Here is a 25,631-nt window from a genome sequence, read left to right on the forward strand (position 1 = left end):
CGGGTGTGACGACCTGGCAACTCGCGTGTGGGGCCCGGTCGGCTCGGGTGGGCGGCTCGGTTGGCTTGCGCGGGAGGGCTCGGTTGGGCGGGGCGGGATGTCCTGACGGCTCGCGTACGAGGTCCTGACGGGTCACGCGCGACGGCCGGTCACTTCGCGTGCGGCGCCCTGACGGCTTACGTGCGACGGCCTGGCGGCTCACGCGCAACGAACGGTCAACTCGCGCGCGACGACTGGTCGACTCGCGTCCGACGGCCGGTCGACTTGCGTGTGGCGTCCAGGCGGCTCACGTGCGACGGCCGGGCAACTCGCTCGCGGCGACTGGTCACTGCACGCGCGGCGGTCGGTCGCTTCGCGTGCGACGGCTGGTCACTTCGCGTACAGCGCCGGGCCAACTCGCGTGTGTCAACCGGTCAGTACGCGTGTGTCGACCGGTCAGTACGCGTCCGACGGCCGGTCACTACGCGTCCGACGACCGCTCACTACACGTGCGGTGACCGGTCAACTCACCTGCGATGACCGGCCACTTCGCACGCGGCCGCCGGGCAACTCACGCCTGTCGCCACGGAAGTTCCGCCGTGACCGTCGTCGGTCCGCCCTGCGGTGAGTCGACCACCAGGATGCCGTCGACCGCGTCCAGCCGCTCCGCGAGGCCCGCGAGACCGGAGCCCGCCGTCACGTCGGCGCCGCCCGCGCCGTTGTCCGTGACCTGGAGCATCAGCCGGTTCTCGGACCGCCACACGTCCACCGAGGCCTGGCTCGCCCCGCTGTGCTTGCTGATGTTCTGCAGCAGCTCGGAGACGGTGAAGTACGCGATGCCCTCGATGGCGGCGGCCGGACGGCTCGCCAGCTCCACCTCCACCTGGACCGGCACCGTGCAGCGCGCGGCCAGCGCGGAGAGCGCGGCGTTCAGGCCGCGGTCGGTGAGGACCGCCGGGTGGATGCCGCGTGCCAGGTCGCGCAGCTCCTGGAGGGCGACCTTCACCTCGCCGTGCGCCTCGTCCACCATGCGGGCCGCGGCCTCGGGGTCGTCGGCCAGCTTCTCCTTGGCGAGGCCGAGGTCCATGGCGAGGGCGACCAGCCGGGCCTGCGCGCCGTCGTGCAGGTCGCGCTCGATGCGGCGCAGGTCGGCGGCGGCGGTGTCCACGACCACGCCCCGGTCCGACTCCAGCTCGACGACGCGGGTCGCGAGCCGCGAGGGGCCGAGCAGCCCGTGCACCATCAGCCGGTCCACGGTCGTCAGGGCCCGCACGATCCACGGCGTGGCCAGCGTGATCAGCAGGCCGGTCGCCGCCGTGGCGCCGATCTCGAAGGGGTTGTCGAGGTAGATGCGGTGGTTCTCGTCGCCGTAGAGCTGGATGCCTGCCTGGCCGCCGTACATCGGGAAGAGCCAGAACCACAGCGGGTACGTGAGCATCAGCCAGCCGTACGACCAGAAGACGACCGCCACGACGAACGAGAAGATCGACCAGGGCATCAGCAGCACGGAGTAGAGCAGGTGCCGCCAGGACGCGCCGCTTTTGAGGACGGCCCCGACGAGCGCCATCGCGCCGCCGCCCTTGGGCCGCAGCGGTTCCGGGGGAGCGACCTCCAGGCCGAGCAGACCGCGGGCCCGCGTCCGCTCCAGGGCGCCGATGCCGCGGCAGCCGGCCAGGGCGCCGGCGAGGACCGGGACCCCGATGAAGGTGACCAGCAGCCCCGCGCCGAGCGAGAGCATCGTGACCGCGAAGACGAAGGACGCGATACCGATGGGCAGGCTGAGCAGGGTGTAGCCGAACTCCTTCCAGGTACGGGCCTCGATCGGGGCGCGCAGCCCCGCGGGGAGGCGGTGGCGCCGCTCTCCGACGCCGGTCGCCCGGAAGTCCGGCCGGTCCATCTGCGCGTACCCCTGTCCGTACTCCGTGGCCATCGCCGCCATCCGTTTCTGCGTGAGTCGTGAGTGGTGAGTCGTCGGTCGTGAGTCGTGAGCCGTCAGTCATGGGCCGTGAGCCGTGCTGACGCCGTCCCTTTCTCCGTCCTCCCAGCCTCGCGGTCGCGCCGCCGCCGGGCCATGGAGCGCGTCGGCGTCTTGGGACGGGGGTTTTCCCTACCTCCGGGAGGCGCGGGCGAGGCCATCGGCAGGAGGGCCGGACGGCGTCACGCCCTGCGCGCCCCGGAGGGCCGGTCCGCCGCCGTGCGGTCGCGCCACGGCAGCTCCGCCGTGATCGTCGTCGGCCCGCCCTGCGGCGAGTCGATCACGAAGAGGCCGTCGACCGCGCCGAGCCGGTCCGCGAGCCCCGCCATGCCGGTGCCGCCGTCCAGCCGGGCCCCGCCCCGCCCGTCGTCCCACACCTGGATGAGCAGCCGGTCGTCCGCGCGCCACACCTCGACGCTCGCGTTCCGCGCCCCGCTGTGCTTGCTGATGTTCTGCAGCAGCTCGGAGACGGTGAAGTACGCGATGCCCTCGATGGCCGCCGCCGGACGCGCCGGCAGGTCGGCGGTCACCTTCACCGGCACCGTGCAGCGTGACGCGACGGAGGACAGCGCGGCGTTCAGGCCGCGGTCGGTGAGGACCGCCGGGTGGATGCCGCGTGCCAGGTCGCGCAACTCCTGGAGGGCCAGCTTCACCTCGCCGTGCGCCTCGTCCACCATCAGGGCCGCGGCGTCGGGGTCCTCCAGCAGCTTCTCCTTGGCGAGACCGAGCCCCATCGCGAGGGCGACCAGGCGGGCCTGCGCGCCGTCGTGCAGGTCGCGCTCGATGCGGCGCAGGTCGGCGGCGGCGGTGTCCACGACCACGCCGCGGTCGGACTCCAGTTCGGCGATGCGTCGCTCCAGCTCGTCGGAGGGGCAGAGCAGCCCCCGCACCATCGCCCGGTCGGCGTTGGTCAGGCCACGGGCGATGAAGGGCAGCACCGGCCAGAGCACGATGAGCCCGACGAGCGTCACGGTGAAGGTGACCACGCCCCACGGCAACCGGATGACCGCGTACAGCATCGTGCGCCAGCCCACCGGGTCCTTCAGGGTCGACCAGAGCCGGCCGAAGAAGCCGCCCCCGTAGGGCACCCGCATCGGGCTCGGCTCCTCCACCCGTACGCCGAGCAGCTTCCTCGCCCGCACCCGCTCGGCCCGGCCCAGCGCACGCGCACCGAGCAGCCCCAACGCCAGCAACGGCAGGCCGACGACCGTCACCGTCAGCCCGGCGCCGAGCGACAGCGTGCACACCGCGTAGACGAAGCCGGCGATGCCCACCGGCAGGTTCACCAGAAGGTGGGTGATCTCCTGCCACGTGCGCGTGTCGTACGCGAAGCGCGCGGGCGGCAGCGGTTCGGCGTCGAGGGGGAGTGTGGTGCTGCGTACGGTCATACGCGCCAGAGTGCCGGGCGCGCCGCCGTAACGCCATGAGGAACCCCGCCAGGCCGCCCGGGGGATAACCCCACCTCGCCTCACCGGCGGGTGACGCGCACGTCGACCGAGGAGTGACGCTCTGCTTACCGATCCTTTAGCAGGCCCTAGACTCCCGTGCGTACAGATCGTCGAACAGGCTCAGGCACAGGCCAAGGCGCAGGTACGGAATCAGGATCAAGGCGGTCGAGGAGTGAAGGGGCTGACGTGCACGTGACGAACGTCGCGGCGAGCTACTACCAGTCGTACTCCGTCGTGGGGCTGCTCGCGCTCATCGGCGTGCTGTTCGTCGCCGTCGCCTTCGGCGCGGGACGGCTGCTGCGCCCGGTGGTGCCCACCCCCGAGAAACTCCTGACGTACGAGTGCGGCGTCGACCCCGTCGGCGAGGGCTGGGCCCACACCCAGGTCCGCTACTACGTCTACGCCTTCCTCTACGTGATCTTCGCCGTCGACTCGATCTTCCTCTTCCCCTGGGCGACGGTCTTCGCCGCGCCCGGCTACGGCGCGACGACGCTCGTGGAGATGTTCATCTTCCTCGGCTTCCTCGCCGTGGGCCTGCTGTACGCATACAAGAAGGGCGTCCTCACATGGACGTGAGCCCCGTGACCCCCGCCCCCGTAGACCTTCCGGAGCCGAAGCGGCTGGGCGTGCTCTCCCGCCTCGCCCCCGAGCCCATGAAGGTGGTCCTCAACTGGGGCCGCCGCTACTCCCTGTGGGTCTTCAACTTCGGCCTCGCCTGCTGCGCGATCGAGTTCATCGCCGCCTCGATGGCGCGCCACGACTTCATCCGGCTCGGCGTCATCCCGTTCGCACCCGGCCCGCGCCAGGCCGACCTGATGGTCGTGTCCGGCACGGTCACCGACAAGATGGCGCCCGCCGTGAAGCGTCTGTACGAACAGATGCCCGAACCGAAGTACGTCATCTCCTTCGGCGCCTGCTCCAACTGCGGCGGACCGTACTGGGACTCGTACTCCGTCACCAAGGGCGTCGACCAGATCATCCCCGTCGACGTGTACGTTCCCGGCTGCCCGCCCCGGCCCGAGGCGCTGCTCCAGGGCATCCTCAAGCTCCAGGAGAAGATCGCCCGCGAGTCGCTCGGTGAGCGGTACGGCGGCGGAACGCGGCCTTCCGCGGCGGCGCTGCGCAGCGGCCTCGTCCAGGGACCCGCGTCCGCGCCCGAGGCCCGGGAGGGCGACCGGTGACCGGCTGGCTGCCGAGCCCCGTCGAGGAGCTCTTCGGCGCGGAGGCGACGGCCGAGGAGTCGTACGACGTACTGACTGTCGACGTCCCCCCGGCCCAGTGGACGACCGCCCTGGAAACCGCCCGCACCACGCTCTCCTGCACCTACTTCGACTGGCTGAGCGCGGTCGACGAACCCGGCACGGGCTTCCGGATCTGCGCCCACGTGGTCGCACTCGCGCCCGTACGCCGCCTCCTCCTGCGTACGACGGTCCCGCACGACGCCCCGGTGCTCGCCTCCGCGGTCGGCGTCTACGCGGGCGCCGCCTGGCATGAGCGCGAGACCCACGAGATGTTCGGCGTGACGTTCGAGGGCCACCCCGGGCTGACCCCGCTGCTGCTGCCCGAGAACTTCGAGGGCCACCCGCTGCGCAAGGACTTTGTCCTCGCGGCGCGCGTCGCGAAGGCCTGGCCGGGCGCCAAGGAGCCGGGGGAGTCGGAACACGGCGGCCCCAAGCGACGCCAGATGCTGCCGCCCGGCGTCCCCGACCCCAACGAGTGGGGCCCCCTGAAGGGCCAGCTCCCCGCGGCCCCGACCCGCCCGGCCCGAGGCGCGGGCCGCGCGGCGACCGGTGACCGCCCGGTACGGCGAACCCGCTCGGCGAGCGAGGGCTCGGCGAGCCAGCCGGCCACCTCCCAGCAACCGGAAGCCCCGTCCCGCCCCCCGCGCCGCTCCCGCAGCGTCACCCAGGGCTCGGCCTCCCAGCGACCGACGGATACGCCTACGCCTACGCCCACGCCGACTGAGGCAGAGGCGGTGCGCGAACCGGTGTCCGAGCCGGAGCCCGCGGGCGGAACTGCGGCCAAGGCCGACCCGCCGACCAACCGCCCCTCGCCACCCCGCAGTTCCGACGCCCCCTGGCACCACGCCCGCCCGACGTTCGACGCCCCACCCCACCCGACCACTCCGGAACCTGAGAGTCCGGAGCCGGAGGCAGAGCGCCCGGCAGACAAGCCGACGCGTCCCGAGCCAAAGCCCGCCCGGGCGGCAGCGGAGCCCACGCAGCCCGCAGCAGCACCCGTACGCCCCGAGCCGCAGACCAACCAGTCGGCAGCCGAGCCCGATCCCCAGGCGGACCGGCCCGCTGCGGCGCCCGCGCGCCCTGAGCCCGAGGCGGACCGGCCCGTGGCGGAGTCCATGCGGCCCGAGCCGCAGACCAACCAGTCGGCAGCCGAGCCCGAGCCCCAGGCGGACCGGCCCGCTGCGGCGCCCGCGCGCCCCGAGCCCGAGACGGACCGGCCCGCGACCGAGCCCACACACCCCGAGCCCCAGGCCAACCAGTCGGCAGCCGAGCCCAAGGCCGACCGGCCCGCTGCGGCGCCCGCGCGCGCTGAGCCCGAGGCGGACGGGCCTGTGGCCGAGCCCGCACACCCCGAGCCGCAGGCCAACCAGTCGGCAGCCGAGCGCGAGCCCGAGCCCAAGGCCGACCGGCCCGCTGCGGCGCCCGCGCGCCCCGAGCCGCAACCCAACCAGCCCGCAGCCGCCCCCAAGCCCGACCCCGCACCGGGCCCGGCAGCCAACCCCACCTCACCCACCACCCCGTCCCCCGCAAACGACGACCGCACCGGAGGCACCGAGTGAACGACGCCCTCGACGTCGCCCTGCGCCTCGTCATCGTCTTCGCGGTGTTCCTGGTCCTGCCCCTCGTCATCGGTCAGACCGAACACAAGGTGATGGCCCACATGCAGGGCCGCCTCGGCCCCATGTACGCCGGCGGCTTCCACGGCTGGGCGCAACTCGTCGCGGACGGCGTCAAGTTCGCGCAGAAGGAAGACATCGTCCCGGCCGACGCCGACCGCCGCGTCTTCCAGCTCGCCCCCGCCATCGCCCTGCTGCCCTACCTCCTCGTACTCGTCGCCATCCCGATCGGCCCCGGCGAGGGCGCCGTCGGCGAGGTCGTCGACGCGGGCATCTTCTTCGTCCTCGCGATCATGGGCATCAGCGTCCTCGGCTCGCTCATGGCGGGCTGGGCCAGCGCCAACAAGTTCTCCCTCCTCGGCGGCCTGCGCACCGCCGCCCAGCTCCTCGCCTACGAACTGCCGATGCTGCTCGCCGCCGCCTCGGTCGCGATGGCGGCGGGCACGGTCTCCCTGCCCGGCATCGTCGACGAGTTCGAGTGGTGGTGGCTGCCCTGGCAGATCGTCGGCGCCCTCGTGTTCTTCGTCGCCGGCCTCGCCGAACTCCAGCGCCCGCCCTTCGACATGCCGGTCGCCGACTCCGAGATCATCTTCGGTGCCTACACCGAGTACACGGGCCTGCGCTTCGCCCTCTTCCTCCTCGCCGAGTACGCCGGAATCGTCGTCCTGTGCGGCCTGACCACCGTCCTCTTCCTGGGCGGCTGGCACGGCCCATGGGGCGCCGACGGCCTGGGCTGGGTCTGGACCCTGCTCAAGACGGCCGTCCTCGCGTTCGTCGTGATCTGGCTGCGCGTGTCCTACCCCCGTCTCCGTGAGGACCAGCTCCAGAAGCTGGCCTGGACCACCCTCGTCCCCCTCGCCCTCGCGCAGATCGCGCTCACCGGAATCGTGAAGGTGGCGATCAACTGATGCCCCCGATCCCAGGGTCCGGCCTCGCCAAGGGCCTCGCCGTCACCCTCCGCACGATGACGAAGAAGACCGTCACCGAGCAGTACCCCGACGCCCAGCCCGAACTGCCGCCCCGCACCCGCGGCGTCATCGGCCTGTTCGAGGAGAACTGCACGGTCTGCATGCTGTGCGCCCGCGAGTGCCCGGACTGGTGCATCTACATCGACTCCCACAAGGAGACGGTGCCGCCCGCCGCCCCCGGTGGCCGCGAGCGCAGCCGCAACGTCCTCGACCGCTTCGCCATCGACTTCTCCCTCTGCATGTACTGCGGCATCTGCATCGAGGTCTGCCCCTTCGACGCCCTCTTCTGGTCCCCGGAGTTCGAGTACGCCGAGACCGACATCCACGAACTCACCCACGAGCGCGACAAGCTCCGCGAGTGGATGTGGACGGTCCCGGCCCCGCCCGCCCTCGACCCCGGCGCCGAGGAGCCGAAGGAGCTCGCCGCCGCCCGCAAGGCAGCGGAGAAACTCGCCGCAGCCCAAGAACCCGAGCCCGAGCCGCGGGAAGGGGAGTCGTGACCTCCGCAGCAGCCACCGCGGCGACGGCGGCCGCGGCCGCCGAGAACCACGGTTTCCTCTCACCGACCGGCGTCGAGATCGCCTTCCTCCTCGTCGGCCTCGTCACGCTCGGCGCGGCGGTCATCACCGTCACGACCCGCCAACTGGTGCACGCCGCCCTGTGGCTGGTCGTGGCGCTCGGGGGCCTCGCCGTCGAGTACCTCCTGCTGACCGCGGAGTTCATCGCCTGGGTGCAGGTCCTCATCTACGTCGGTTCCGTCGTGGTCCTCCTCCTCTTCGGTCTGATGCTCACCCGGGCGCCCATCGGCCGCTCCCCGGACGCCGATTCGGGCAACCGCCCGCTCGCGCTCGCCGTGGCCCTCGCCGCTGCCGCCGCCCTGGTCTGGGTCGTCGTGGACGCGTTCCGCACCACGGTGATCGACCTGGACGGCGCCGCCCAGGGCTCCACCGGCGTGACCGGCTCGGTCCTCTTCCGGCACTGGGTGCTCCCCTTCGAAGCGCTCTCCGTCCTCCTCCTCGCCGCCCTCGTCGGCGCGATCGTCCTGTCCCGCAAGACGGCCAAGGGCACACCCGCCCCGGAGGGAGACCGCTGATGCACCTCCACCTCGCCTATCCCGCCGTCCTCGCCGCCCTCCTCTTCTGCGTCGGCCTGTACGGCGTACTCGCCCGGCGCAACGCGATCCTGGTCCTGATGTCCGTCGAGCTGATGCTCAACGCCGTCAACCTCAACCTCGTCGCCTTCGACGTCTGGCTCCGCGACTCCCTCCACGCCGGCCAGGCCCTGACCCTCTTCGTCATCGCCATCGCCGCCGCCGAGATCGGCATCGGCCTCGCGATCGTCCTCGCGGTCTACCGCAACCGCGGCACCTCCGCCGTCGACGCCCTCCGCGACACCGCCGAGCCCACCACGGAGCACGAGGCGCGGGCACAGGAGGAACAGATGCAGGCCGAGCAGGCACAGATGCAGGCCGAGCAGGCACAGGCGTCGCGCGCGCCCCAGCCGTCACCGCAGTCGCAGAAGACCGAGGCCACCGCGTGACCACCACCACCCTCGCCACTCTCGTCCCCCTCCTCCCGTTCCTGGGCGCGGCCGCGGGCCTGCTGCTCGGCCGCCGGAGCCCCGGACTCGTACGCCCCCTCGCGGTGCTGCCCACGCTGACGGCACTCGTCCTGGCCGTCCTCGTCGCCGCCCGCCAAGGCGGCGGCCGGGCCGTCGACGCCGCGACCGAGCTGACCCCGACCGGCTCGGTCCCCATTGAGCTGGCCCTGCACATCGATGGCTTCGCCGCCCTCGTCGCCGTCCTGGTCGGCGTCGTCGCCTCCTGCGTGCAGATCTACTCGACGGGCTACCTCCGCGAGGACCCGCGCTACCCCTCGTACGCCGCTCTCGTCTCCCTCTTCACCTCCGCGATGCTGCTCGTCGTCTACTCCGGCGACCTGATGGTGCTGCTGGTCGGCTGGGAGATCATGGGCATCTGCTCGTACTTCCTCGTCGGCCACTACTGGGAGACGCCCGAGGCGCGCGCCGCCTCCCTGAAGGCCTTCCTGGTCACCAAGCTCGGCGACGTCCCCTTCCTGATCGGCCTGTTCGCCCTCGCCGTCGACGCGGGCTCCTTCCGGATCACGACGATCCTCGCGGCGGTCGGCGACGGCGGGCTCGACCACCCGACGCTGATCGCCCTGCTGCTCCTCGCGGGCGTGGCGGGCAAGTCGGCGCAGTTCCCGCTGCACACCTGGCTGCCCGACGCGATGGCGGGCCCCACGCCCGTCTCGGCGCTAATCCACGCCGCGACGATGGTCGCCGCCGGTGTCTACTTCGTGGCCCGGCTCCTCCCCGTCTTCGCCGCCTCCGGGGCGGCCCTGGTCGTCCTCGCCGTCATGGCCGCCGCCACGATGGCCGGTTCGGCCCTCGCCGCGCTCGCCCAGGACGACATCAAGCGCGTCCTCGCGTACTCGACGATCGGTCAGCTCGGGTACATGACCGGCGCCCTCGCCGTCGGCGACCGCGGTGCCGCCGTCTTCCACCTCCTGTCCCACGGCGCCTTCAAGGCGCTGCTGTTCCTGGCGGCAGGCATGGTCATCCACGCCGCCGGCACGAACTCCCTGGCCGCCATGTCCCGCATGCGGGGCCTGCCCGACCGCATCCCGGACGCCTACTGGACGATGACCGTGGCACTCCTCGCGCTCGCCGCGATCCCGCCGTTCAGCGGCTTCTTCTCCAAGGAGGCCGTGCTCGGTGCCGCCGAGCACACCGCCACGGGCCACGCCGACTCCGTGCCCACCGCAGCCGGCTGGATCGTCCTCGTCGCCGGACTGCTCACCGCCCTCCTCACCGCCGCCTACGCGACGCGTCTGTGGCTGCTCGCCTTCCACGGCAGGGGAGCGGAAGCCCCCGACCACGGGAAGCAGCCCGTGGCCATGACCGCCGTGCTCTGGGTGCTCGCGGTCCCCTCCCTCGCCTTCGGACTCACCGTCGGTGTCCTGCCGGACTGGTTCGACGGGCACTCACTCACCCCGACGCTGACGACCTCCGTGCTCGGCACGGGCCTCGCCCTCGCCGGCGGCCTTGTCACGTACGGCGCGTGGCGGCACACCACCGCGCTCGCCGCCCGTGTCCCGATGGGCGCGGTCGCGGTGAGCCCGGGCGGCGACGGAGGACAGGTCGAGGCGCAGGCCATCGCCTCGCACACCCCCGCCTACGGGAACGTGGCCTCGGCCCACGACCCGGCCGACCCCGGCCGCCTCCTGCTCGGCCCCCTGCACCGCCAAGCCGCCGGCGGCTTCCGCCTCGACGCCGTCTACACCGCCCTGTTCGTCCGCCCGGTCCAGGCCGCCGCGCGTCTCGTCCGCTTCCTCGACCGCGAGGTCGTCGAGACGTACGTGCGCGGCGCGGGCACCGCACCCCGCTGGCTCGGCGCGGCCGTCCGGCGCGCGCAGACCGGCAACGTGCAGACCTATCTGAGCGCGCTGCTCGCAGGCACGGTCGTCCTGGCCGTCGCCGCCGTCCTCGTCGCCACCGCCGGAGCGTGAGCAGCCGTGATCGGTATCAGTGAGTCCGTGATGCAGTTTCTTCTGGCGTTGATTGTCGTCGGCCCGCTCATCGGCGCCGTGGCCGCTCTCCTGCCGGCCCCGCCCGGGCTGAAGGGAGAGTCACCCGACCAGGCAGTGCTCCGCCACGGCGTGATCGTGACCGGCGCCGTCCTGCTCGCCGCGCTCGTCCTCGCGCTCGGCTTCGACCACGACCACCCGTCGAAGATGCAGGCGACGACCGACATCAGCTGGATTCCCGCACTCGACGTGCGCATCCACCTCGGCATCGACGGCATTTCGCTCCCCCTCCTGGTCCTGACCGCGCTGCTGACCTTCCTCTGCGCGCTCTACAGCTACTTCAAGATGCCCAAGGGCCCGTCCCCCAAGGCATTCGTCGCACTGATCCTCGTCCTCGAGTCCGGCACCCTCGCGACCTTCGCCGTCCTCGATCTGCTGCTGTTCTTCCTGGCGTTCGAGATGGTGCTCATCCCGATGTACTTCCTCATCGCCCGCTGGGGCGGCGAGCAACGAACCCAGGCCGCCTGGAAGTTCATCCTCTACACCCTGCTCGGGTCCGTCGTGATGCTGCTGGGCCTGCTCCTCATCGGGCTCAAGTCCGGCACATTCGACATGGTGGCACTCGCCACTGACAACGGCCGCGGACTGAGTACGTCGGTGCAGGTCATCGCCGTTCTGGCGATCGGGATCGGGCTCGCGGTCAAGACGCCGATGTGGCCGCTGCACAGCTGGCTGCCCGACGCCCACACCGCCGCGCCCACCGTCGGCTCGGTCCTGCTCGCCGGCGTGCTGCTGAAGATGGGTACGTACGGGTTCGTCCGCATTCTCCTGCCCATCGCCCCCGACGGCATGCGGGAGTTCGCGCCCTACCTCGCGGCCTTCGCGGTCGTCGGGATCATCTACGGCTCCCTCGCCTGCCTCGCCCTCGCCAAGCGGGGCGCGAAGGGTGACCTCAAGCGGCTCATCGCGTACTCGTCTGTCGGCCACATGGGCTTCGTACTGCTCGGCATCGCGACGATGAGCCCGACCGGCGTGAACGGCGCGCTGTTCGCCAACATCGCCCACGGCCTCATCACCGGCCTGCTCTTCTTCCTCGTCGGCGCGCTCAAGGACCGCACCGGCACCACCGACCTCGACTCGCTCGCACAGGAGTCCGGCGCCGCGCTCTACGGCAAGGCCCCCCGCCTCGGCGGCCTGCTCGCGTTCGGCGCGGTCGCCTCCCTCGGCCTGCCGGGCCTCGCCGGGTTCTGGGGCGAGATGCTCGCGCTGTTCGGTGCCTTCAAGCCCGCCGACGGCCTGAGCCGTCCCGCCTTCCTCACCTTCATGGCGATCGCCGCCTTCGGCACGCTGCTCACCGCCGCGTACATGCTCATCGTCGTACGGCGTGTCTGCATGGGCCCGATGCCGCAGCCCGCGGCCGAGCCCGCGCCCCCGGTGCTCGCCGACGTCCACGGCTACGAACTCGCCGCCTGGACCCCGCTCGTCGCCCTCACCGTCCTCGCCGGACTCTGGCCCGCGGCTCTCCTCGGCCTGACCGACCCGGCCGTGCAGAAGCTCCTCACTGGAGGCAAGTCGTGACCGTGGCCGCCGAAAGCGCCGCAAGCCTCGTCCAGTCCGTCGACTGGCTCGCGATCGCGCCGCCGACCATCGCCGCGGTGGCCGGCCTCGTCGTCCTCGTGGCGGACCTCTTCGTGGGCGACGGCAAGAAGGCCGTCCTCGGCTGGGTCTCCGTGGCGGGCCTGGCCGCGGCCGCGCTCGCCCTGCTGCCCCTCCTGGACGACGACCGCTCGACCTTCTGCCTGACCGGTGGCGGCACGCACGCGTGCAGCTACACCGCCGACCGCTTCACTCTGGTCATCCAGCTCCTCGTCCTCGGCGGCGCCCTGCTGGCCGCCCTGCTCTCCATGAGCACCCTCAAGGACTCCCGAGGCGACCTGCCGGCGGGGGAGTACTGGTTCCTCCTGCTGTCCTCCGCGGCGGGCGCCGCCCTGCTGCCCGCCTCACGCGACCTCGCGACGCTCATCGTCGCCCTGGAGGTCGCCTCCCTGCCCGCCTTCGCCCTCGTCGGCCTCCGGCACGGCGACAAGCGCTCCTCCGAAGCGGCCCTGAAGTTCTTCCTCTCCTCGGTCACCGCCACCGCCGTGAGCCTGATGGGCGTCAGCTTCGTGTACGCGGCCACCGGCACCCTGCACCTCACCGAGATCGCCACCAAGCTTCAGGAGGTCGACGGACAGCTGGACACGCTCGCCCGCACAGGTGTTGCCCTCACCCTCGTCGGCTTCGCCTTCAAGGTGGCGGCCGTGCCCTTCCACTTCTGGGTACCGGACACCTACGTAGGCGCGCCCCTGCCGGTCGCCGCGTACCTCTCCGTCGTCGGGAAGGCCGTCGGCTTCACCGGCCTCATCCTCGTCACCGTCGTCGCCTTCCCCTCGTACGCCGACGTCTGGGGCCCGGTGCTCGCCGTCCTCGCCGCGCTCACCATGACCGCGGGCAACGTCGCCGCCCTGCGGCAGCAGTCCACGCGCGCGTACAGCGCGGTCCGCCTCCTCGCCTGGTCCTCGGTCGGCCAGGCCGGCTACCTTCTGGTGCCGATCGCCGCCGCCGGGTACGCCGACAACGAAGCCGCCGCGGAGAAGGCCGTCGGCTCCACCGTCGCGTACGCCCTGATGTACGCGGCCGTGAACCTCGGAGCCTTCGCCGTCGCCGCGCTCGTCGGCCGCACCCAGCGCCTGAACCGCGTCAGCGACTACCGGGGCCTGTACGCGCGCAGCCCCCTGGCCGCCCTCGTCCTGGCCTTCTTCCTGCTCTGCCTCGCGGGCCTGCCGCCCGGCATCATCGGCCTCTTCGCCAAGGTCACGGTCTTCTCGGCGGCGGTCGACGCGGGCCTCGGCTGGCTCGCCGTCGTGATGGCCGTGAACGTCGTGATCGCGCTCTACTACTACCTCCAGTGGACCGCGCTCCTGTTCCGCGCCCCTGAGGGCGAGCCGGTCGCCCACCGTGCCCCGGCCCCTCTCACCGCGGCCATCGCTCTGACCGCGGTCCTCGGGATCGCCCTCTCCGGAGCGCCCCAGCTGGTCCTGAGGTTCGCGGACACCGGCCTCTTCTGACGCGGGCGCGGGCCGTCACCCGCGTGGCCCAAGCCGCTCCTGGGCGCACAAGGGAACTAGTGCTCCCCGCCTGGCGTTGACCAGTACGGGAGGGTCCACTGAACAGTGGAAGCACCAGTCAGCAGAGGGTTCCCCCACGCACCACCAGGAGGGCGTACCGTGCACCGCCGGCACAACGGGTTGAAGACCGCCGTACTCCTCGGGGGACTGTCCGCGCTCATCCTTGTCGTCGGCAGCTTCTTCGGGCGTACCGGCCTGTTCGTCGCGCTCTTGGTGGCGCTCGGCACCAATGCGTACGCCTACTGGAACAGCGACAAGCTGGCCCTGCGCGCCATGCGCGCGCGTCCGGTGAGCGAATTCGAGGCCCCCACGCTGTACCGCATGGTCCGCGAGCTCTCCACGCAGGCCCGCCAGCCCATGCCCCGGCTGTACATCTCACCCACGGAGGCCCCCAACGCCTTCGCGACCGGCCGCAACCCGCGCAACGCCGCGGTGTGCTGCACCGACGGCATCCTGCGCCTCCTCGACGAGCGCGAGCTGCGCGGCGTCATCGGCCACGAGCTGAGCCACGTCTACAACCGCGACATCCTGATCTCCTCGGTCGCGGGTGCCCTCGCCTCCGTGATCATGTTCCTGGTCAACTTCGCCTGGCTCATCCCCGTCGGCCGGTCGAACGACAACGAAGGCCCCGGCATCTTCGGGATGCTCCTGATCATGCTGCTCGGCCCCCTGGCGGCCTCGATCATCCAACTGGCCATCAGCCGCTCCAGGGAGTACGAGGCCGACGCCTCCGGCGCGCAACTGACCGGCGACCCCCTCGCTCTCGCGAGCGCCCTGCGCAAACTCGAAGCCGGTACCAAGCAGTTGCCGCTGCCGCCCGAGCCCCGTCTTGAGACGGCCAGCCACATGATGATCGCGAACCCGTTCCGTCCGGGGCAGGGCATGTCCAAGATGTTCTCCACGCACCCGCCGATGGCGGAGCGCATCGCCCGACTCGAGCAGATGGCAGGTCGTCACCAGTGAAGACAATCCTCAACGTCATATGGCTCGTCCTCTGCGGCTTCTGGATGTTCCTGGCCTACCTGCTGGCGGGCGTGCTGCTCTGCGTCACGGTCATCGGCATCCCGTTCGGCCTGGCCAGCTTCCGCATCGGCCGCTATGCCCTGTGGCCCTTCGGCTACACCGCGGTCGAGCGCCGCGACGCGGGCGCCCCCTCGTGCGTGGGCAACGTCCTGTGGCTGGTCCTCGCGGGCTGGTGGCTCGCCCTCGGTCACGTCGTCACGGGCCTCCTCCTGTGCGTCACGATCATCGGCATCCCCCTCGGCGTCGCCAACTTCAAGCTGATCCCGGTCTCGCTGCTGCCGCTCGGACGCGAAATCGTCCGCACGGACCAGCCGTTCACCGCGCGCTACTAGAACCGGCACTTCTCCTCCGGCCACGCGGCACGGAAGGCCGGGACGCAACCGCACCCCCGGTAGAGGCGTCCTTACAGGACAAGAGCGCACAAAAAGCTCACCGCGCGAGAAGGGCCGGGTCACTGCATGGGCATCATCAGCTGGATCGTTCTGGGGCTGCTCGCGGGGGCCGTCGCCAAACTGCTCCTGCCCGGCCGAGACCCGGGCGGCTTCATCGGCACGACCGTCATCGGCATCGCGGGCGCCTTCACCGGCGGCTGGATATCCGCCCGCTACCTCGACCGCCCGATCGCCAACCACTTCTACGACGGGGCCACCTGGGCCGCGGCCATCGGCGGCTCGCTCGTCCTGCTCGTCGCCTACCGCATCCTCTTCGGCCACTCACGCCGCTGAGAGCCGTACGCAGGGGGACGCGGCAGCGCCGTCATCTGAGAGGGGCGGGGCGGCCGGATTCGAACCGGCGTCCTCCTCCATGCTGTGTAGGCGCACTACCTCTGTGCTACGACCCCGCCTTGCCATGATCATAAACCAGCGGCCCGTCCAGAGGAACGGGCCGCCGGGGCTTGCGACTGCTCACCGGCGACGCACGCGCGTACCGGCCACAGTCTGCGCGTCTACCGGTAGTTGACGAACTGCAGGGCGAAGTCGAAGTCCTGGCCCTTGAGCAGCGCCTGTACGGCCTGGAGGTCGTCCCGGCTCTTCGAGCTGACCCGCAGCTCGTCGCCCTGGACCTGCGCCTTGACGCCCTTCGGGCCCTCATCGCGGATGATCTTGGCGACCTTCTTCGCGTTCTCCTGGGAGATGCCCTCCTCGATCGAGGCGAAGATCTTGTACTCCTTGCCGGACAGCTGCGGCTCGCCCGCGTCCAGCGCCTTCAGCGAGATGCCGCGCTTGACCAGCTTGGACTGGAAGACATCGAGGATCGCCTTGACCCGCTCCTCGCCGCTCGCCTCCATCAGGATCTTCTCCCCGGACCACGAGATCGAGGCGTCCGTGCCCCGGAAGTCGTAGCGCTGCGAGATCTCCTTGGCGGTCTGGTTGAGGGCGTTGTCGACCTCCTGCCGCTCGACCTTCGAGACGATGTCGAAACTGGAGTCGGCCATGTCCTGTGGCTCCTTGTATCGGGGTCTGCGTACTCAGCGGATACACGGCCGCCTGACGCTGGCCGCATCCGCAAAGCCTAGCCACCGCCCCCGCGCGGGGTGCCGATCAATCGGGTGGCGAAGCACCCCTGTGCATCAGGTATCGTTTACGTCGTTGCCACGGAGCGCCGCGAAAGCGGGGCGAGGCAGCAAACCCGGCGGTGTGCCCGAGCGGCCAAAGGGAGCAGACTGTAAATCTGCCGGCTCAGCCTTCCCAGGTTCGAATCCTGGCGCCGCCACACGAAGGAGACCCTCTCCGAATTGCGGAAACGCAAATCGGAGAGGGTCTTTTCGCGCGTCCGGAGGGCGGGGCGCGCGGGCTCCACCACGAGGCGCACGGGGGCTCAGAATGGGCTCATGTCGTCCCGCCGCAGAAACTGCCCGGAGTGCCGCCGCGAGATCGCCGTCGTCGGCGGACGGTTCGCCCGCCACGACCCGCCGGGCCCGCGTGCCACCGGCGACCTGGTCTCCTGCCCGGGGTCCCGCCGCCAGGCCCAGCTGGGGGCCGTGCAGCCCGCTCTGGACGGTTACACGGTGCCGGACCTGCCGGGCCAGCTCCCGCTGTTCTGAACGCGCCTGAGGGGCCCTCAGGGCCTCGGGGGACCGGAAGGCCGGACTCAGTTCCCCGCGACGGACTTGACGGCCACCGAGACCGGCATCGAGCCGCTCACCAGCTCCAGCGTCAGCCCGGCCGTCGCGGACGTCTCCAGCAGCTCCGCGAGCACCGCGGCGACGTCATCGCGCGGGATCGGCCCGCGCCCGGTCGACGCCTCCAGGCGTACGAGGCCGGTGCCCGCGTCGTCCGTCAGCATGCCGGGACGCAGGATCGTCCAGTCCAGGGCGGCACGCGCGCGTACGTTCGCGTCCGCCTCGCCCTTGGCCCGCAGATAGGCGTCGAAGATCTCGTCGCCCTGGTGGGCCGGATCGGCGCCCATCGACGACACGACGATGTACCGCCGCACGCCGGCCCGCTCCGCCGCGTCAGCGAAGAGCACGGCCGCGTCCCGGTCCACGGTGTTCTTCCGGTCGGCGCCGCTGCCCGGACCCGCGCCCGCCGCGAAGACGGCCGCGTCGGCCCCGCGCAGCTTCTCGGCGACCTCATCGAGCGTGGCCGACTCCAGGTCGCACAGCACCGGTTCGGCGCCGGCCGCACGCAGGTCGTCTCCCTGATCGGCGTTGCGGATCAGCCCCGCGACCTCGTCACCACGCGCGGCGAGCAGGCGCTCCAGCCGCAGCGCGATCTGACCATGACCTCCAGCGATGACAATGCGCATGCTTTCGACCGTACGGCAGCGCGGACGCGTTCGCCGCACGCGCAGCGAGCGGGGCTCCTGGACCACGCGGAGATCACGCGTATGCCTCGGACACCGGACACCGATGCGGCCCCCCGTCCGCCCTCCTCACGGGCGCGCTGACCCCTCGGCCGCAGGTCGCCGTGCGCACCGCCGTGCCATCAGGCTCTGCACTCCTGGACGCCCTCAAAGCTCCTCAGGAAGCCGCCTCCCCGCCCCCGGGCCGCCCGGACTCGTTCCCCTGGGCGCGGCCCTGGCGCGGCAGATCCAGGGCCACGGCCGCCGCCGAGTCGCAGTACTCGCGCACCGCGCTGGTCCGCGCCACCACGCGCCCCCGGTGCACCACGATCCGGCTGTAGGCGAGCGACAACGCCCCCGCGAGCCGGTCACCACGTACGGCCAGAAGCTCGGCGGGGAAGCCCGCCTCGACCCGCACCTCGGGCAGGCCCATGGCGTCCCGCGCCGCCCCGCTCACCGCGGCGTAGGCGTCCTCGGGGCGCAGGCCGCACCGTGAGGCCAGCAGGTACGCGGCCTCCAGCGGATCGCCGCGCCCCACCGGGTTCGACACGTCCCGCATGGACCCGCTGCCCGCGGCCACCCGGACGCCCGCCGACCGCAGCAGCCGCACCGGCGCCACCCCGCGCCGCTCCGCGCTTCCGCATCCGCCCTGCGGCAGGCAGACCACGGTCACCCCGGCCGCCGCCAGTTGCTCGGCCGCGCGCGCGGCCACACTCCTCGGCAGCCGGCCGAGCCCGCCGCACGGGCCGACCGTGACCCCCGCCCGCAGCCCGGCCGCCATCGCCGCGAGCCGCCCGAGCCGGGCCGGATCGTCACCGTCCGTGTGCAGATCGACGGGGCAGCCATGCTCGGCGGCAAGCTCCAGAACCGCCTCCGTGTACCCCGCGGGATCGGGGTCGAGATCCGGGCAGCCGCCCACTACGGAGGCGCCCATCTTCACCGCGTCCCGCAGCATCGCGAGACCGTCGGCGCCCGCGACGCCGGTCAGCAGCCGCGGCACGGCGACCGTCGTCAGGTCCACCAGGCCCCGCAGCGAACGCCGCGCTTGGAGCACGGCCTCCATCGGGTCGAGCCCCTGGACATCGCCGATCCGTACGTGTGACCGCAGGGCCGTCGCGCCGTGCCCGAGCTGGAGCAGAGCCGCCTCTGTCACTCTGCGTTGCACATCAGGGATGTCGTACGACACAGGGCCCGGCGCCTCCGCCGACAGGGCCGTGTCGCCGTGCGCGTGCGGTTCGGCGGCGGCCGGCAGCAGCAGGTAGCCGGCCAGGTCCACGCGCGTGGCGTGCGCGGGCAGGCTGCCGGTCGTGCCGACCGCCTCGATGCGCCCACCGCCGAGCCGGACGTCCACCGTCCTGCCGTCGGTGAGCCGGGCACCGCAGAGCAGCAGGGAACCGGATTCCGCCGTGGGGTCGGGGCCGGAGGAGCCGGAGGAGTGGGGCTGCTGCGGCTGGCTGTCGGGCATCGCGCTCCTGGGGTTCGGGGGCGGCTGCTGTCGTTCGAGGCGTCAAGATCACGCAGCGTGTGCCGAGCCTAGGACGGCGACAGGTCCGCTTCGAGGAGGAGCGAAATAGTCGTACCGGTGTGGTGCGACCTGTGCTGTGACTGTCCTGACGAGGGGTGCGGATGAGGTGCTCGGCGACGCCTGAGGCGCTGTTCCCGATGCCCTCGGACGGCCCGCGCGAAACGGATTTGGGCGATCGGCGACCAACCGTGTAATGTCTTCATCGCTCGCCCCAATAGCTCAGTCGGTAGAGCGTCTCCATGGTAAGGAGAAGGTCTGCGGTTCGATTCCGCATTGGGGCTCTGATGTCGAGTGATCCTCGCCTTCGGGCGGGGAGATCCGGCATCGCAGCGGTGTAGCTCAGTCGGTAGAGCAAGCGGCTCATAATCGCTGTGTCACCGGTTCAAGTCCGGTCACCGCTACTCCTGGTAGCCGATTGTGGGGTCGGTCCTTCGATCGGCTACTCTTTTATGCGTTCATCCGTCCATCGTCCGTCCAAGGAGCACTCACGTGGCTGCCACCGACGTCCGCCCGAAGATCACGCTGGCCTGCGTGGAGTGCAAGGAGCGGAACTACATCACCAAGAAGAACCGGCGTAACGACCCGGACCGTCTTGAGATGAAGAAGCACTGTCCGCGCTGCAACGCGCACACTGCGCACCGCGAAACGCGCTGACACACAGGCTCGTACCCGAGGCCGTCCCCTTTTGTGGGGGGCGGCCTCGCGTCGTTTGCACACGAAATTCTTATGTAATCACCAACCACAGGAGGTACCGAGTCCATGGCGCTCGACCAGTCCTTCGTGGGGCGGTCCTATCCGCCCACCGATCCTTATGAGGTCGGCCGGGAGAAGATCCGCGAGTTCGCGGAAGCGGTGGGGGATGCCAATCCCGCGTACGCCGACACGGAAGCCGCCAAGGCGCTCGGCCACCCCGATGTGATCGCCCCGCCGACTTTTGTGTTCGCGATCACTTTCAAGGCCGCGGGTCAGGTGATCCAGGACCCGCAACTCGGGCTCGATTACAGCCGCGTCGTGCACGGCGACCAGAAGTTCGCCTACACACGCCCGGTGCGCGCGGGTGACCGGCTCACGGTCACCTCGACCATCGAGGCCATCAAGTCGCTCGCCGGCAACGACATCATCGACATCCGCGGTGAGGTCCACGACGAGGCCGGAGAGCATGTCGTGACCGCCTGGACGAAGCTCGTCGCGCGTGCGGCGCAGCCCGCGGGAGAGGGAGTCTGAGGCGATGACGGCGAAGATCTCTTACGACGACGTCGAGGTCGGCACCGAGCTGCCGCCCCAGACCTTTCCGGTGACACGCGCCACACTCGTGCAGTACGCGGGTGCCTCGGGGGACTTCAACCCGATCCACTGGAACGAGAAGTTCGCGGTGGAGGTCGGTCTCCCCGACGTCATCGCGCACGGCATGTTCACCATGGCCGAGGCGATCCGTGTCGTGACCGACTGGGTGAGCGACCCGGGGGCGGTCGTCGAGTACGGCGTCCGCTTCACCAAACCCGTCGTCGTGCCCAACGACGACAAGGGCGCCACCATCGACGTCAGCGCCAAGGTCGCGGCCAAGTTGGACGACAACCGTGTCCGGGTCGACCTGGTCGCCAAGAGCGCGGACCAGAAGGTGCTCGGCATGTCGCGTGCGGTCGTGCAGCTGGCCTGACGGTCGCGTCCCCTGACGTCCGCGTCCGCGGTCGCGGCCGTCTCCGTAGATGTAGGCAGTAGATGTAGGTAAGGGGCGCACTCCAGGCGGTGTGCCCCTTACGCATGCGACCGTGCCCCTTACCTCCGTACCTCCCTACCTCTTGACTCATTAGTGATTGGCCACTAACTTTCCCTCCATGGTCAGGATGAGCGCAGAAGAGCGGCGCGAGAGCGTCATTCGCGCGGCAGTGGTCGAGTTCGCACGCGGCGGCTACAAGGGCACCTCCACCGAGGTCATCGCCAAGCGCGTGGGCGTCTCGCAGCCGTATCTCTTCCGGCTCTTCCCGAGTAAGCAAGCCATCTTCCTCGCCGCGTCCCTGCGGTGCTGTCAGGGCGTCACCGAAGTCTTCAGGCGGGCGTCCGAGGGGCTTGAGGCGGAGGAGGCCGTGCAGGCCATGGGGCAGGCCTATCAGGCGCTCATCGCCGACGATCCGGACCTGCTGCTCATGCAGATGCAGATGTACGTCGCGGTGGCCTCCGCGGAGGCCGACGGGGACCAGGAGTTCGGCGAGGCGTTGCGGGCCGCCTGGATGGAGATGTACGACACGGTCGTGCTCGCGGTGGGGGCGGAGATCGGTGAGGCCACGCAGTTCCTCGCGTACGGGATGCTCATCAACGTCCTCGTGTCGATGGGTTTCCGGCCCGAGCACCGGGTGTGGAGCGGGTTCGACGACCCGACGCAGCCCCAGGGGTGATCGGGCGCTCGCGGCGCGGGGCTCCGTCCGCGCTTTCCGCGCTTTTTCATGACCACAGAAGTTAGTCATCAATAACTAACCCACAACCGCAGGGGGAAGCGATGTCACAGAAGACCGCACGGGCCGGAGGGACGGGCATGGCCTGGGCCCTCGTCATCACCGGCGTGGCCGGGTTCATGGCGGCGCTGGACAACCTCGTCGTCACCACCGCTCTGCCGTCCATCCGCGAAGACCTCGGGGGAGGGCTGCACGACCTGGAGTGGACGGTCAGCGCCTACACCCTCACGTTCGCCGTGCTCCTGATGTTCGGCGCGGCCCTGGGTGACCGCTTCGGCCGCCGCAGGCTCTTCATCGTCGGCCTGGCCGTCTTCACCGGAGCCTCCGCCGCCGCGGCCCTCGCCCCCGGTCTCGACGCCCTCATCGCCGCCCGGGCCGTGCAGGGCGTCGGCGCCGCGATCATGATGCCGATCACACTGACCCTGCTGACCGCGGCCGTGCCCGAGGCGAAACGCGGGATGGCGTACGGGATATGGGGCGCTGTCAACGGCCTGGCGGTCGCCGGCGGACCGCTCATCGGCGGCAGCCTCACCGAGCACGTCTCCTGGCAGTGGATCTTCTGGCTGAACGTCCCGCTCGGCCTGGCCCTGCTGCCGCTCGCCCGTCTGCGCCTCGCCGAGTCGTACGGCTCCGGAGCGCGCCTCGACATCCTGGGCACCCTGCTCGCCAGCGGCGGCCTCTTCGGGATCGTGTACGGCCTGGTCCGCGGGCCCATCGACGGGTGGGCGAGCGCCACCGTGCTCGGCGGTCTCATCGCGGGCACGGCACTGCTCGGCGGATTCGTCCGCCACGGGATGCGCGCCAAGGCGCCGATGCTGCCGATGCGTCTCTTCCGTAGTCGCGCGTTCTCCGGCATCAACGCGGCGAGCCTGCTGATGTTCCTCGGCATGTTCGGCTCGATCTTCCTGCTCAGCCAGTACATGCAGATCGTCCTCGGCTACTCGCCCACCGAGGCCGGGCTGCGGATGCTGCCCTGGACCGGCATGCCGATGCTCGTCTCACCCCTCGCGGGCTACCTCTCCGACCGGATCGGCGGTCGCTCGGTCGTGGCCGCGGGCCTCTTCCTCCAGGCGACGGGACTGGCCTGGTACGCGTGCGTGGCAGCGGCCGACGCCACCTACACCACCCAGCTGCCCGCGCTGGTCCTCAGCGGCATCGGGATGTCCCTGTACTTCGCCCCGGCCGCCAGCCTGGTCATGGCCGGCGTCCGGCCGCACGAACAGGGCATCGCGTCCGGCGCGAACAACGCGCTGCGCGAGGTCGGCGGCGCCCTCGGCATCGCCGTGATGTCCTCCATCTTCTCGGCCCGGGGCGGCTACGCGTCCCCGCAGCACTTCGTCGACGGCCTGCGCCCCGCGCTGTGGGCGGGCGCCGCGGTGGTGGCCCTCGCGGCGGTGGCCGCGCTGTCCATCCCCGGCCGCCGGGAAGCCGGTACACGTGGCCAGGGAGCGCCCGCGGAGCGTGCGGAAGCGCTGACCACGGCCTGACCGGTACCCCTGCGGGAACGGCCCCACCAGACCGGTGGGGCCGTTCTCGTACTCTTGGGCACGTGCAGGAACTCATCGACGCCCCCCTCGCCCCGCTGACCACCTTCCGTCTCGGTGGCCCCGCGACCCGCCTGATCACCGCCACGACCGACGCCGAGGTGATCGCCGCCGTCCGCGAGGCCGACGACTCCGGGACCCCGCTGCTGCTCATCGGCGGCGGCTCCAACCTGGTCATCGGCGACAAGGGCTTCGACGGGACCGCCCTGCGCATCGCCACCCAGGGCTTCGTCCTCGACGGCACCGAGCTGGAACTGGCGGCCGGCGAGGTCTGGACGGACGCGGTCGCCCGCACCGTCGAGGCGGGCCTCGCGGGCATCGAGTGCCTCGCCGGAATCCCCGGCTCCGCGGGCGCGACGCCGATCCAGAACGTGGGCGCGTACGGCCAGGAGGTCTCCTCGACGATCACCGAGGTGGTCGCGTACGACCGGCGGACCCGCGAGACGGTCGTGATCCCGAACGCCGAGTGCGACTTCTCGTACCGCCACAGCCGCTTCAAGGCCGAGCCCGAGCGTTTCGTGGTCCTGCGGGTCCGCTTCGCGCTGGAGGACGCGCAGGGGATGAGTGCCCCGCTCAAGTACCCCGAGACGGCACGCACGCTCGGTGTCGAGGCCGGCGAGCGGGTTCCGGCCTCGGTCGCGCGGGAGACCGTCCTCAAGCTCCGCGCGGGCAAGGGCATGGTGCTCGACCCCGAGGACCATGACAGCTGGTCGGCCGGGTCCTTCTTCACCAACCCGATCCTCACCGAGGACGAGTTCGCCGCCTTCCACGCGCGCGTGGCGGACCGGCTCGGCCCGGACATCGACCCGCCCGGCTTCCCCACGGGCGACGGCCGTGTGAAGACGTCCGCCGCCTGGCTCATCGACAAGGCGGGCTTCACGAAGGGCTACGGAGAGGGCCGGGCCCGCATCTCCACCAAGCACACCCTCGCCCTCACCAACCGGGGCGGCGCGACCACCGAGGACCTGCTGGCCCTCGCCCGTGAGGTCGTCGCCGGGGTACGGGACGCCTTCGGGATCACGCTGGTCAACGAGCCGGTGATGGTCGGCGTCAGTCTGTAGGACGACTGCGGCTGAACGGCTGCCGCCGACCGGCAGCCCGCCGCAGCCCTACTAGGCCACGCCCTGCTTCACCGCCGACGGGCCGTCGATCATCGCCGGCATCGCGTGCGCCACGTCGGCGCCCCCGATGCGGCGTACGCTGCGCGGAGTGCCTCCGACGGCCGCCCTGTAGACCCCCGCCACCGGCTTGTCCCGGAGCCTCGGCGGGCGCACCGACCTGCGGGCCCCCAGCCAGCCGTTCCGTTCGTCAAGGCGGGTTGGACGGCATGGGGATCAGCCGCTGAGCCAGGCGTCGATTCCGGCCAGCAGCTTCTCCCGTACGTCCGCGGGAGCGGCCGAGCCGCGGACCGACTGGCGCGCCAGCTCGGCCAGTTCGGCGTCGTCGAAGCCGTGGTGCTCGCGCGCGATCTCGTACTGGGCGGCCAGACGCGAGCCGAAGAGCAGCGGGTCGTCGGCGCCGAGGGCCATCGGCACCCCTGCGTCGAAGAGGGTCCGCAGCGGCACGTCCTCGGGCTTCTCGTAGACCCCGAGGGCGACGTTGGAGGCCGGGCACACCTCGCACGTCACGCCGCGGTCCGCGAGCCGCTTCAGGAGCCGCGGGTCCTCGGCGGCCCGCACCCCGTGCCCGATCCGTGCCGCGCCCAGGTCGTCCAGGCAGTCCCGGACCGAGGCGGGGCCGGTCAGCTCACCGCCGTGCGGCGCCGCGAGGAGCCCGCCGTCGCGCGCGATCGCGAAGGCCCGGTCGAAGTCCCGTGCCATGCCCCGCCGCTCGTCGTTGGAGAGCCCGAAGCCGACGATGCCCCGGTCCGCGTAGCGCACCGCGAGGCGCGCCAGCGTGCGGGCGTCCAGCGGGTGCTTCATGCGGTTCGCGGCGACCAGCACGCGCATCCCGAGGCCGGTCTCCCGCGAGGCGCCGTCGACCGCGTCCAGGATGACCTCCATGGCCGGGATCAGCCCGCCGAGCCGCGGCGCGTACGAGGTCGGGTCGACCTGGATCTCCAGCCACCCCGAACCGTCCCGCAGATCCTCCTCGGCGGCCTCCCGCACCAGCCGCTGGATGTCCTCGGGCTCACGCAGACAGGAGCGCGCCGCGTCGTAGAGCCGCTGGAAGCGGAACCAGCCGCGCTCGTCGGTGGCGCGCAGCTTCGGCGGTTCGGCACCGGTCAGCGCGTCCGGCAGCCGCACCCCGTACTTGTCGGCCAGCTCCAGCAGGGTGGAGGGCCGCATCGACCCGGTGAAGTGCAGGTGCAGATGGGCCTTGGGCAGCTCACTTATGTCTCGTACACGCGCCATTCCAGGATC

At 71.5% G+C, this 25,631-nt stretch carries 27 protein-coding genes and 4 tRNA genes; 23 read left to right on the forward strand and 8 right to left on the reverse strand.

Features of this window, described 5'->3' with window-relative positions; genetic code table 11:
* Positions 1-550: 550 nt before the first annotated feature.
* On the reverse strand, positions 551-1,909 hold the full coding sequence (locus J2N69_RS21760; protein ID WP_230902268.1) for a sensor histidine kinase: 1,359 nt from the start codon (positions 1,907-1,909) through the stop codon (positions 551-553).
* A 227-nt stretch (positions 1,910-2,136) separates the two neighbouring features.
* Positions 2,137-3,342, reverse strand: coding sequence for a sensor histidine kinase (locus tag J2N69_RS21765; RefSeq protein ID WP_230902269.1), 1,206 nt, complete (start codon positions 3,340-3,342; stop codon positions 2,137-2,139).
* 246 nt (positions 3,343-3,588) lie between these two features.
* Between J2N69_RS21765 and J2N69_RS21770 the strand changes: the two genes are divergently transcribed.
* The 13 genes from J2N69_RS21770 (at position 3,589) to J2N69_RS21830 (ending at position 15,690) form a co-directional block, all read left to right on the forward strand.
* A complete protein-coding gene (locus tag J2N69_RS21770) occupies positions 3,589-3,978 on the forward strand; it encodes an NADH-quinone oxidoreductase subunit A (RefSeq protein WP_127913338.1) in 390 nt (129 codons plus the stop codon).
* On the forward strand, positions 3,969-4,583 hold the full coding sequence (locus tag J2N69_RS21775) for an NADH-quinone oxidoreductase subunit B (RefSeq protein ID WP_230902270.1): 615 nt from the start codon (positions 3,969-3,971) through the stop codon (positions 4,581-4,583). The genes J2N69_RS21770 and J2N69_RS21775 overlap by 10 nt, the downstream gene beginning before the upstream one ends.
* Entirely contained in the window at positions 4,580-6,202 is a 1,623-nt protein-coding gene (locus tag J2N69_RS21780) for an NADH-quinone oxidoreductase subunit C (RefSeq protein ID WP_230902271.1), read from the forward strand. Before J2N69_RS21775 ends, J2N69_RS21780 begins: the two co-directional genes overlap by 4 nt.
* Positions 6,199-7,167 carry a complex I subunit 1/NuoH family protein gene (locus J2N69_RS21785; RefSeq protein ID WP_230902272.1) on the forward strand — a complete coding sequence of 323 codons (969 nt, stop codon included), beginning with the start codon at positions 6,199-6,201 and terminating at the stop codon, positions 7,165-7,167. The genes J2N69_RS21780 and J2N69_RS21785 overlap by 4 nt, the downstream gene beginning before the upstream one ends.
* A complete protein-coding gene (locus tag J2N69_RS21790) occupies positions 7,167-7,727 on the forward strand; it encodes a NuoI/complex I 23 kDa subunit family protein (RefSeq protein WP_230902273.1) in 561 nt (186 codons plus the stop codon). The genes J2N69_RS21785 and J2N69_RS21790 overlap by 1 nt, the downstream gene beginning before the upstream one ends.
* Complete coding sequence (locus J2N69_RS21795) at positions 7,724-8,320, forward strand: NADH-quinone oxidoreductase subunit J family protein (RefSeq protein WP_127910245.1); 597 nt, start codon at positions 7,724-7,726, stop codon at positions 8,318-8,320. The genes J2N69_RS21790 and J2N69_RS21795 overlap by 4 nt, the downstream gene beginning before the upstream one ends.
* On the forward strand, positions 8,320-8,766 hold the full coding sequence (nuoK, locus tag J2N69_RS21800; protein WP_230902274.1) for an NADH-quinone oxidoreductase subunit NuoK: 447 nt from the start codon (positions 8,320-8,322) through the stop codon (positions 8,764-8,766). The genes J2N69_RS21795 and nuoK overlap by 1 nt, the downstream gene beginning before the upstream one ends.
* Positions 8,763-10,757 (forward strand): NADH-quinone oxidoreductase subunit 5 family protein, encoded by a 1,995-nt coding sequence (locus tag J2N69_RS21805; RefSeq protein WP_230902275.1) that lies wholly within the window; start codon positions 8,763-8,765, stop codon positions 10,755-10,757. Before nuoK ends, J2N69_RS21805 begins: the two co-directional genes overlap by 4 nt.
* Before the next feature lie 6 nt (positions 10,758-10,763).
* Positions 10,764-12,353, forward strand: coding sequence for an NADH-quinone oxidoreductase subunit M (locus tag J2N69_RS21810; RefSeq protein ID WP_230902276.1), 1,590 nt, complete (start codon positions 10,764-10,766; stop codon positions 12,351-12,353).
* Positions 12,350-13,882: an NADH-quinone oxidoreductase subunit N gene (locus J2N69_RS21815; RefSeq protein ID WP_230902277.1), complete on the forward strand. Its 1,533-nt coding sequence runs from the start codon at positions 12,350-12,352 to the stop codon at positions 13,880-13,882. Before J2N69_RS21810 ends, J2N69_RS21815 begins: the two co-directional genes overlap by 4 nt.
* Positions 13,883-14,041: 159 nt before the next feature.
* Positions 14,042-14,905, forward strand: a complete 864-nt coding sequence (gene htpX, locus J2N69_RS21820; RefSeq protein WP_127910243.1) for a zinc metalloprotease HtpX — start codon at positions 14,042-14,044, stop codon at positions 14,903-14,905.
* On the forward strand, positions 14,902-15,297 hold the full coding sequence (locus J2N69_RS21825; RefSeq protein WP_230902278.1) for a YccF domain-containing protein: 396 nt from the start codon (positions 14,902-14,904) through the stop codon (positions 15,295-15,297). Before htpX ends, J2N69_RS21825 begins: the two co-directional genes overlap by 4 nt.
* A gap of 126 nt (positions 15,298-15,423) precedes the next feature.
* Positions 15,424-15,690, forward strand: coding sequence for a GlsB/YeaQ/YmgE family stress response membrane protein (locus J2N69_RS21830; RefSeq protein ID WP_230902279.1), 267 nt, complete (start codon positions 15,424-15,426; stop codon positions 15,688-15,690).
* Positions 15,691-15,733: 43 nt separating this feature from the next.
* Here J2N69_RS21830 and J2N69_RS21835 read toward each other — a convergent pair.
* A tRNA-Ala gene (locus tag J2N69_RS21835) sits at positions 15,734-15,808 on the reverse strand.
* A 103-nt stretch (positions 15,809-15,911) separates the two neighbouring features.
* Positions 15,912-16,400 (reverse strand): YajQ family cyclic di-GMP-binding protein, encoded by a 489-nt coding sequence (locus J2N69_RS21840; protein ID WP_127910240.1) that lies wholly within the window; start codon positions 16,398-16,400, stop codon positions 15,912-15,914.
* 196 nt (positions 16,401-16,596) lie between these two features.
* On the opposite strand from J2N69_RS21840, the gene J2N69_RS21845 reads away from it, so the two are divergent.
* A tRNA-Tyr gene (locus tag J2N69_RS21845) sits at positions 16,597-16,678 on the forward strand.
* Positions 16,679-16,796: 118 nt separating this feature from the next.
* A complete protein-coding gene (locus tag J2N69_RS21850) occupies positions 16,797-17,009 on the forward strand; it encodes a hypothetical protein (protein ID WP_223776198.1) in 213 nt (70 codons plus the stop codon).
* Between the two features lie 47 nt (positions 17,010-17,056).
* On the opposite strand, the gene J2N69_RS21855 is transcribed toward J2N69_RS21850, so the two are convergent.
* Together J2N69_RS21855 and J2N69_RS21860 are read right to left on the reverse strand one after the other, a co-directional pair.
* A complete protein-coding gene (locus J2N69_RS21855) occupies positions 17,057-17,713 on the reverse strand; it encodes an SDR family oxidoreductase (RefSeq protein ID WP_127910238.1) in 657 nt (218 codons plus the stop codon).
* 214 nt (positions 17,714-17,927) lie between these two features.
* Positions 17,928-19,214, reverse strand: coding sequence for an amidohydrolase family protein (locus J2N69_RS21860; protein WP_230902280.1), 1,287 nt, complete (start codon positions 19,212-19,214; stop codon positions 17,928-17,930).
* Between the two features lie 268 nt (positions 19,215-19,482).
* Between J2N69_RS21860 and J2N69_RS21865 the strand changes: the two genes are divergently transcribed.
* The 8 genes from J2N69_RS21865 to J2N69_RS21900 all read left to right on the forward strand — a co-directional run bounded on the left by J2N69_RS21865 (position 19,483) and on the right by J2N69_RS21900 (position 24,329).
* Positions 19,483-19,555 (forward strand) — tRNA-Thr (locus J2N69_RS21865).
* Between the two features lie 47 nt (positions 19,556-19,602).
* Positions 19,603-19,675: transfer RNA gene (locus J2N69_RS21870), tRNA-Met, on the forward strand.
* An 88-nt stretch (positions 19,676-19,763) separates the two neighbouring features.
* On the forward strand, positions 19,764-19,928 hold the full coding sequence (rpmG, locus tag J2N69_RS21875; RefSeq protein WP_004571794.1) for a 50S ribosomal protein L33: 165 nt from the start codon (positions 19,764-19,766) through the stop codon (positions 19,926-19,928).
* 105 nt (positions 19,929-20,033) lie between these two features.
* A complete protein-coding gene (locus J2N69_RS21880) occupies positions 20,034-20,498 on the forward strand; it encodes a MaoC family dehydratase N-terminal domain-containing protein (RefSeq protein ID WP_230902281.1) in 465 nt (154 codons plus the stop codon).
* A 4-nt stretch (positions 20,499-20,502) separates the two neighbouring features.
* The gene (locus tag J2N69_RS21885) at positions 20,503-20,931 is read left to right on the forward strand and encodes a MaoC family dehydratase (RefSeq protein WP_127910236.1); all 429 of its coding nucleotides are present in this window, start codon (positions 20,503-20,505) and stop codon (positions 20,929-20,931) included.
* A gap of 178 nt (positions 20,932-21,109) precedes the next feature.
* Positions 21,110-21,667, forward strand: a complete 558-nt coding sequence (locus J2N69_RS21890; protein ID WP_230902282.1) for a TetR/AcrR family transcriptional regulator — start codon at positions 21,110-21,112, stop codon at positions 21,665-21,667.
* A gap of 101 nt (positions 21,668-21,768) precedes the next feature.
* On the forward strand, positions 21,769-23,211 hold the full coding sequence (locus tag J2N69_RS21895) for an MFS transporter (protein ID WP_230902283.1): 1,443 nt from the start codon (positions 21,769-21,771) through the stop codon (positions 23,209-23,211).
* Between the two features lie 62 nt (positions 23,212-23,273).
* Positions 23,274-24,329: a UDP-N-acetylmuramate dehydrogenase gene (locus tag J2N69_RS21900; protein ID WP_230902284.1), complete on the forward strand. Its 1,056-nt coding sequence runs from the start codon at positions 23,274-23,276 to the stop codon at positions 24,327-24,329.
* A gap of 51 nt (positions 24,330-24,380) precedes the next feature.
* On the opposite strand, the gene J2N69_RS21905 is transcribed toward J2N69_RS21900, so the two are convergent.
* Positions 24,381-24,512: a hypothetical protein gene (locus J2N69_RS21905; RefSeq protein ID WP_408056769.1), complete on the reverse strand. Its 132-nt coding sequence runs from the start codon at positions 24,510-24,512 to the stop codon at positions 24,381-24,383.
* A 90-nt stretch (positions 24,513-24,602) separates the two neighbouring features.
* Positions 24,603-25,622: an adenosine deaminase gene (locus tag J2N69_RS21910; protein WP_230902285.1), complete on the reverse strand. Its 1,020-nt coding sequence runs from the start codon at positions 25,620-25,622 to the stop codon at positions 24,603-24,605.
* Positions 25,623-25,631 lie beyond the last annotated feature (9 nt).

Origin of the sequence: Streptomyces huasconensis (genome assembly GCF_021028635.1) — a bacterium.
GTDB classification, from domain to species: Bacteria; Actinomycetota; Actinomycetes; order Streptomycetales; family Streptomycetaceae; genus Streptomyces; species Streptomyces huasconensis.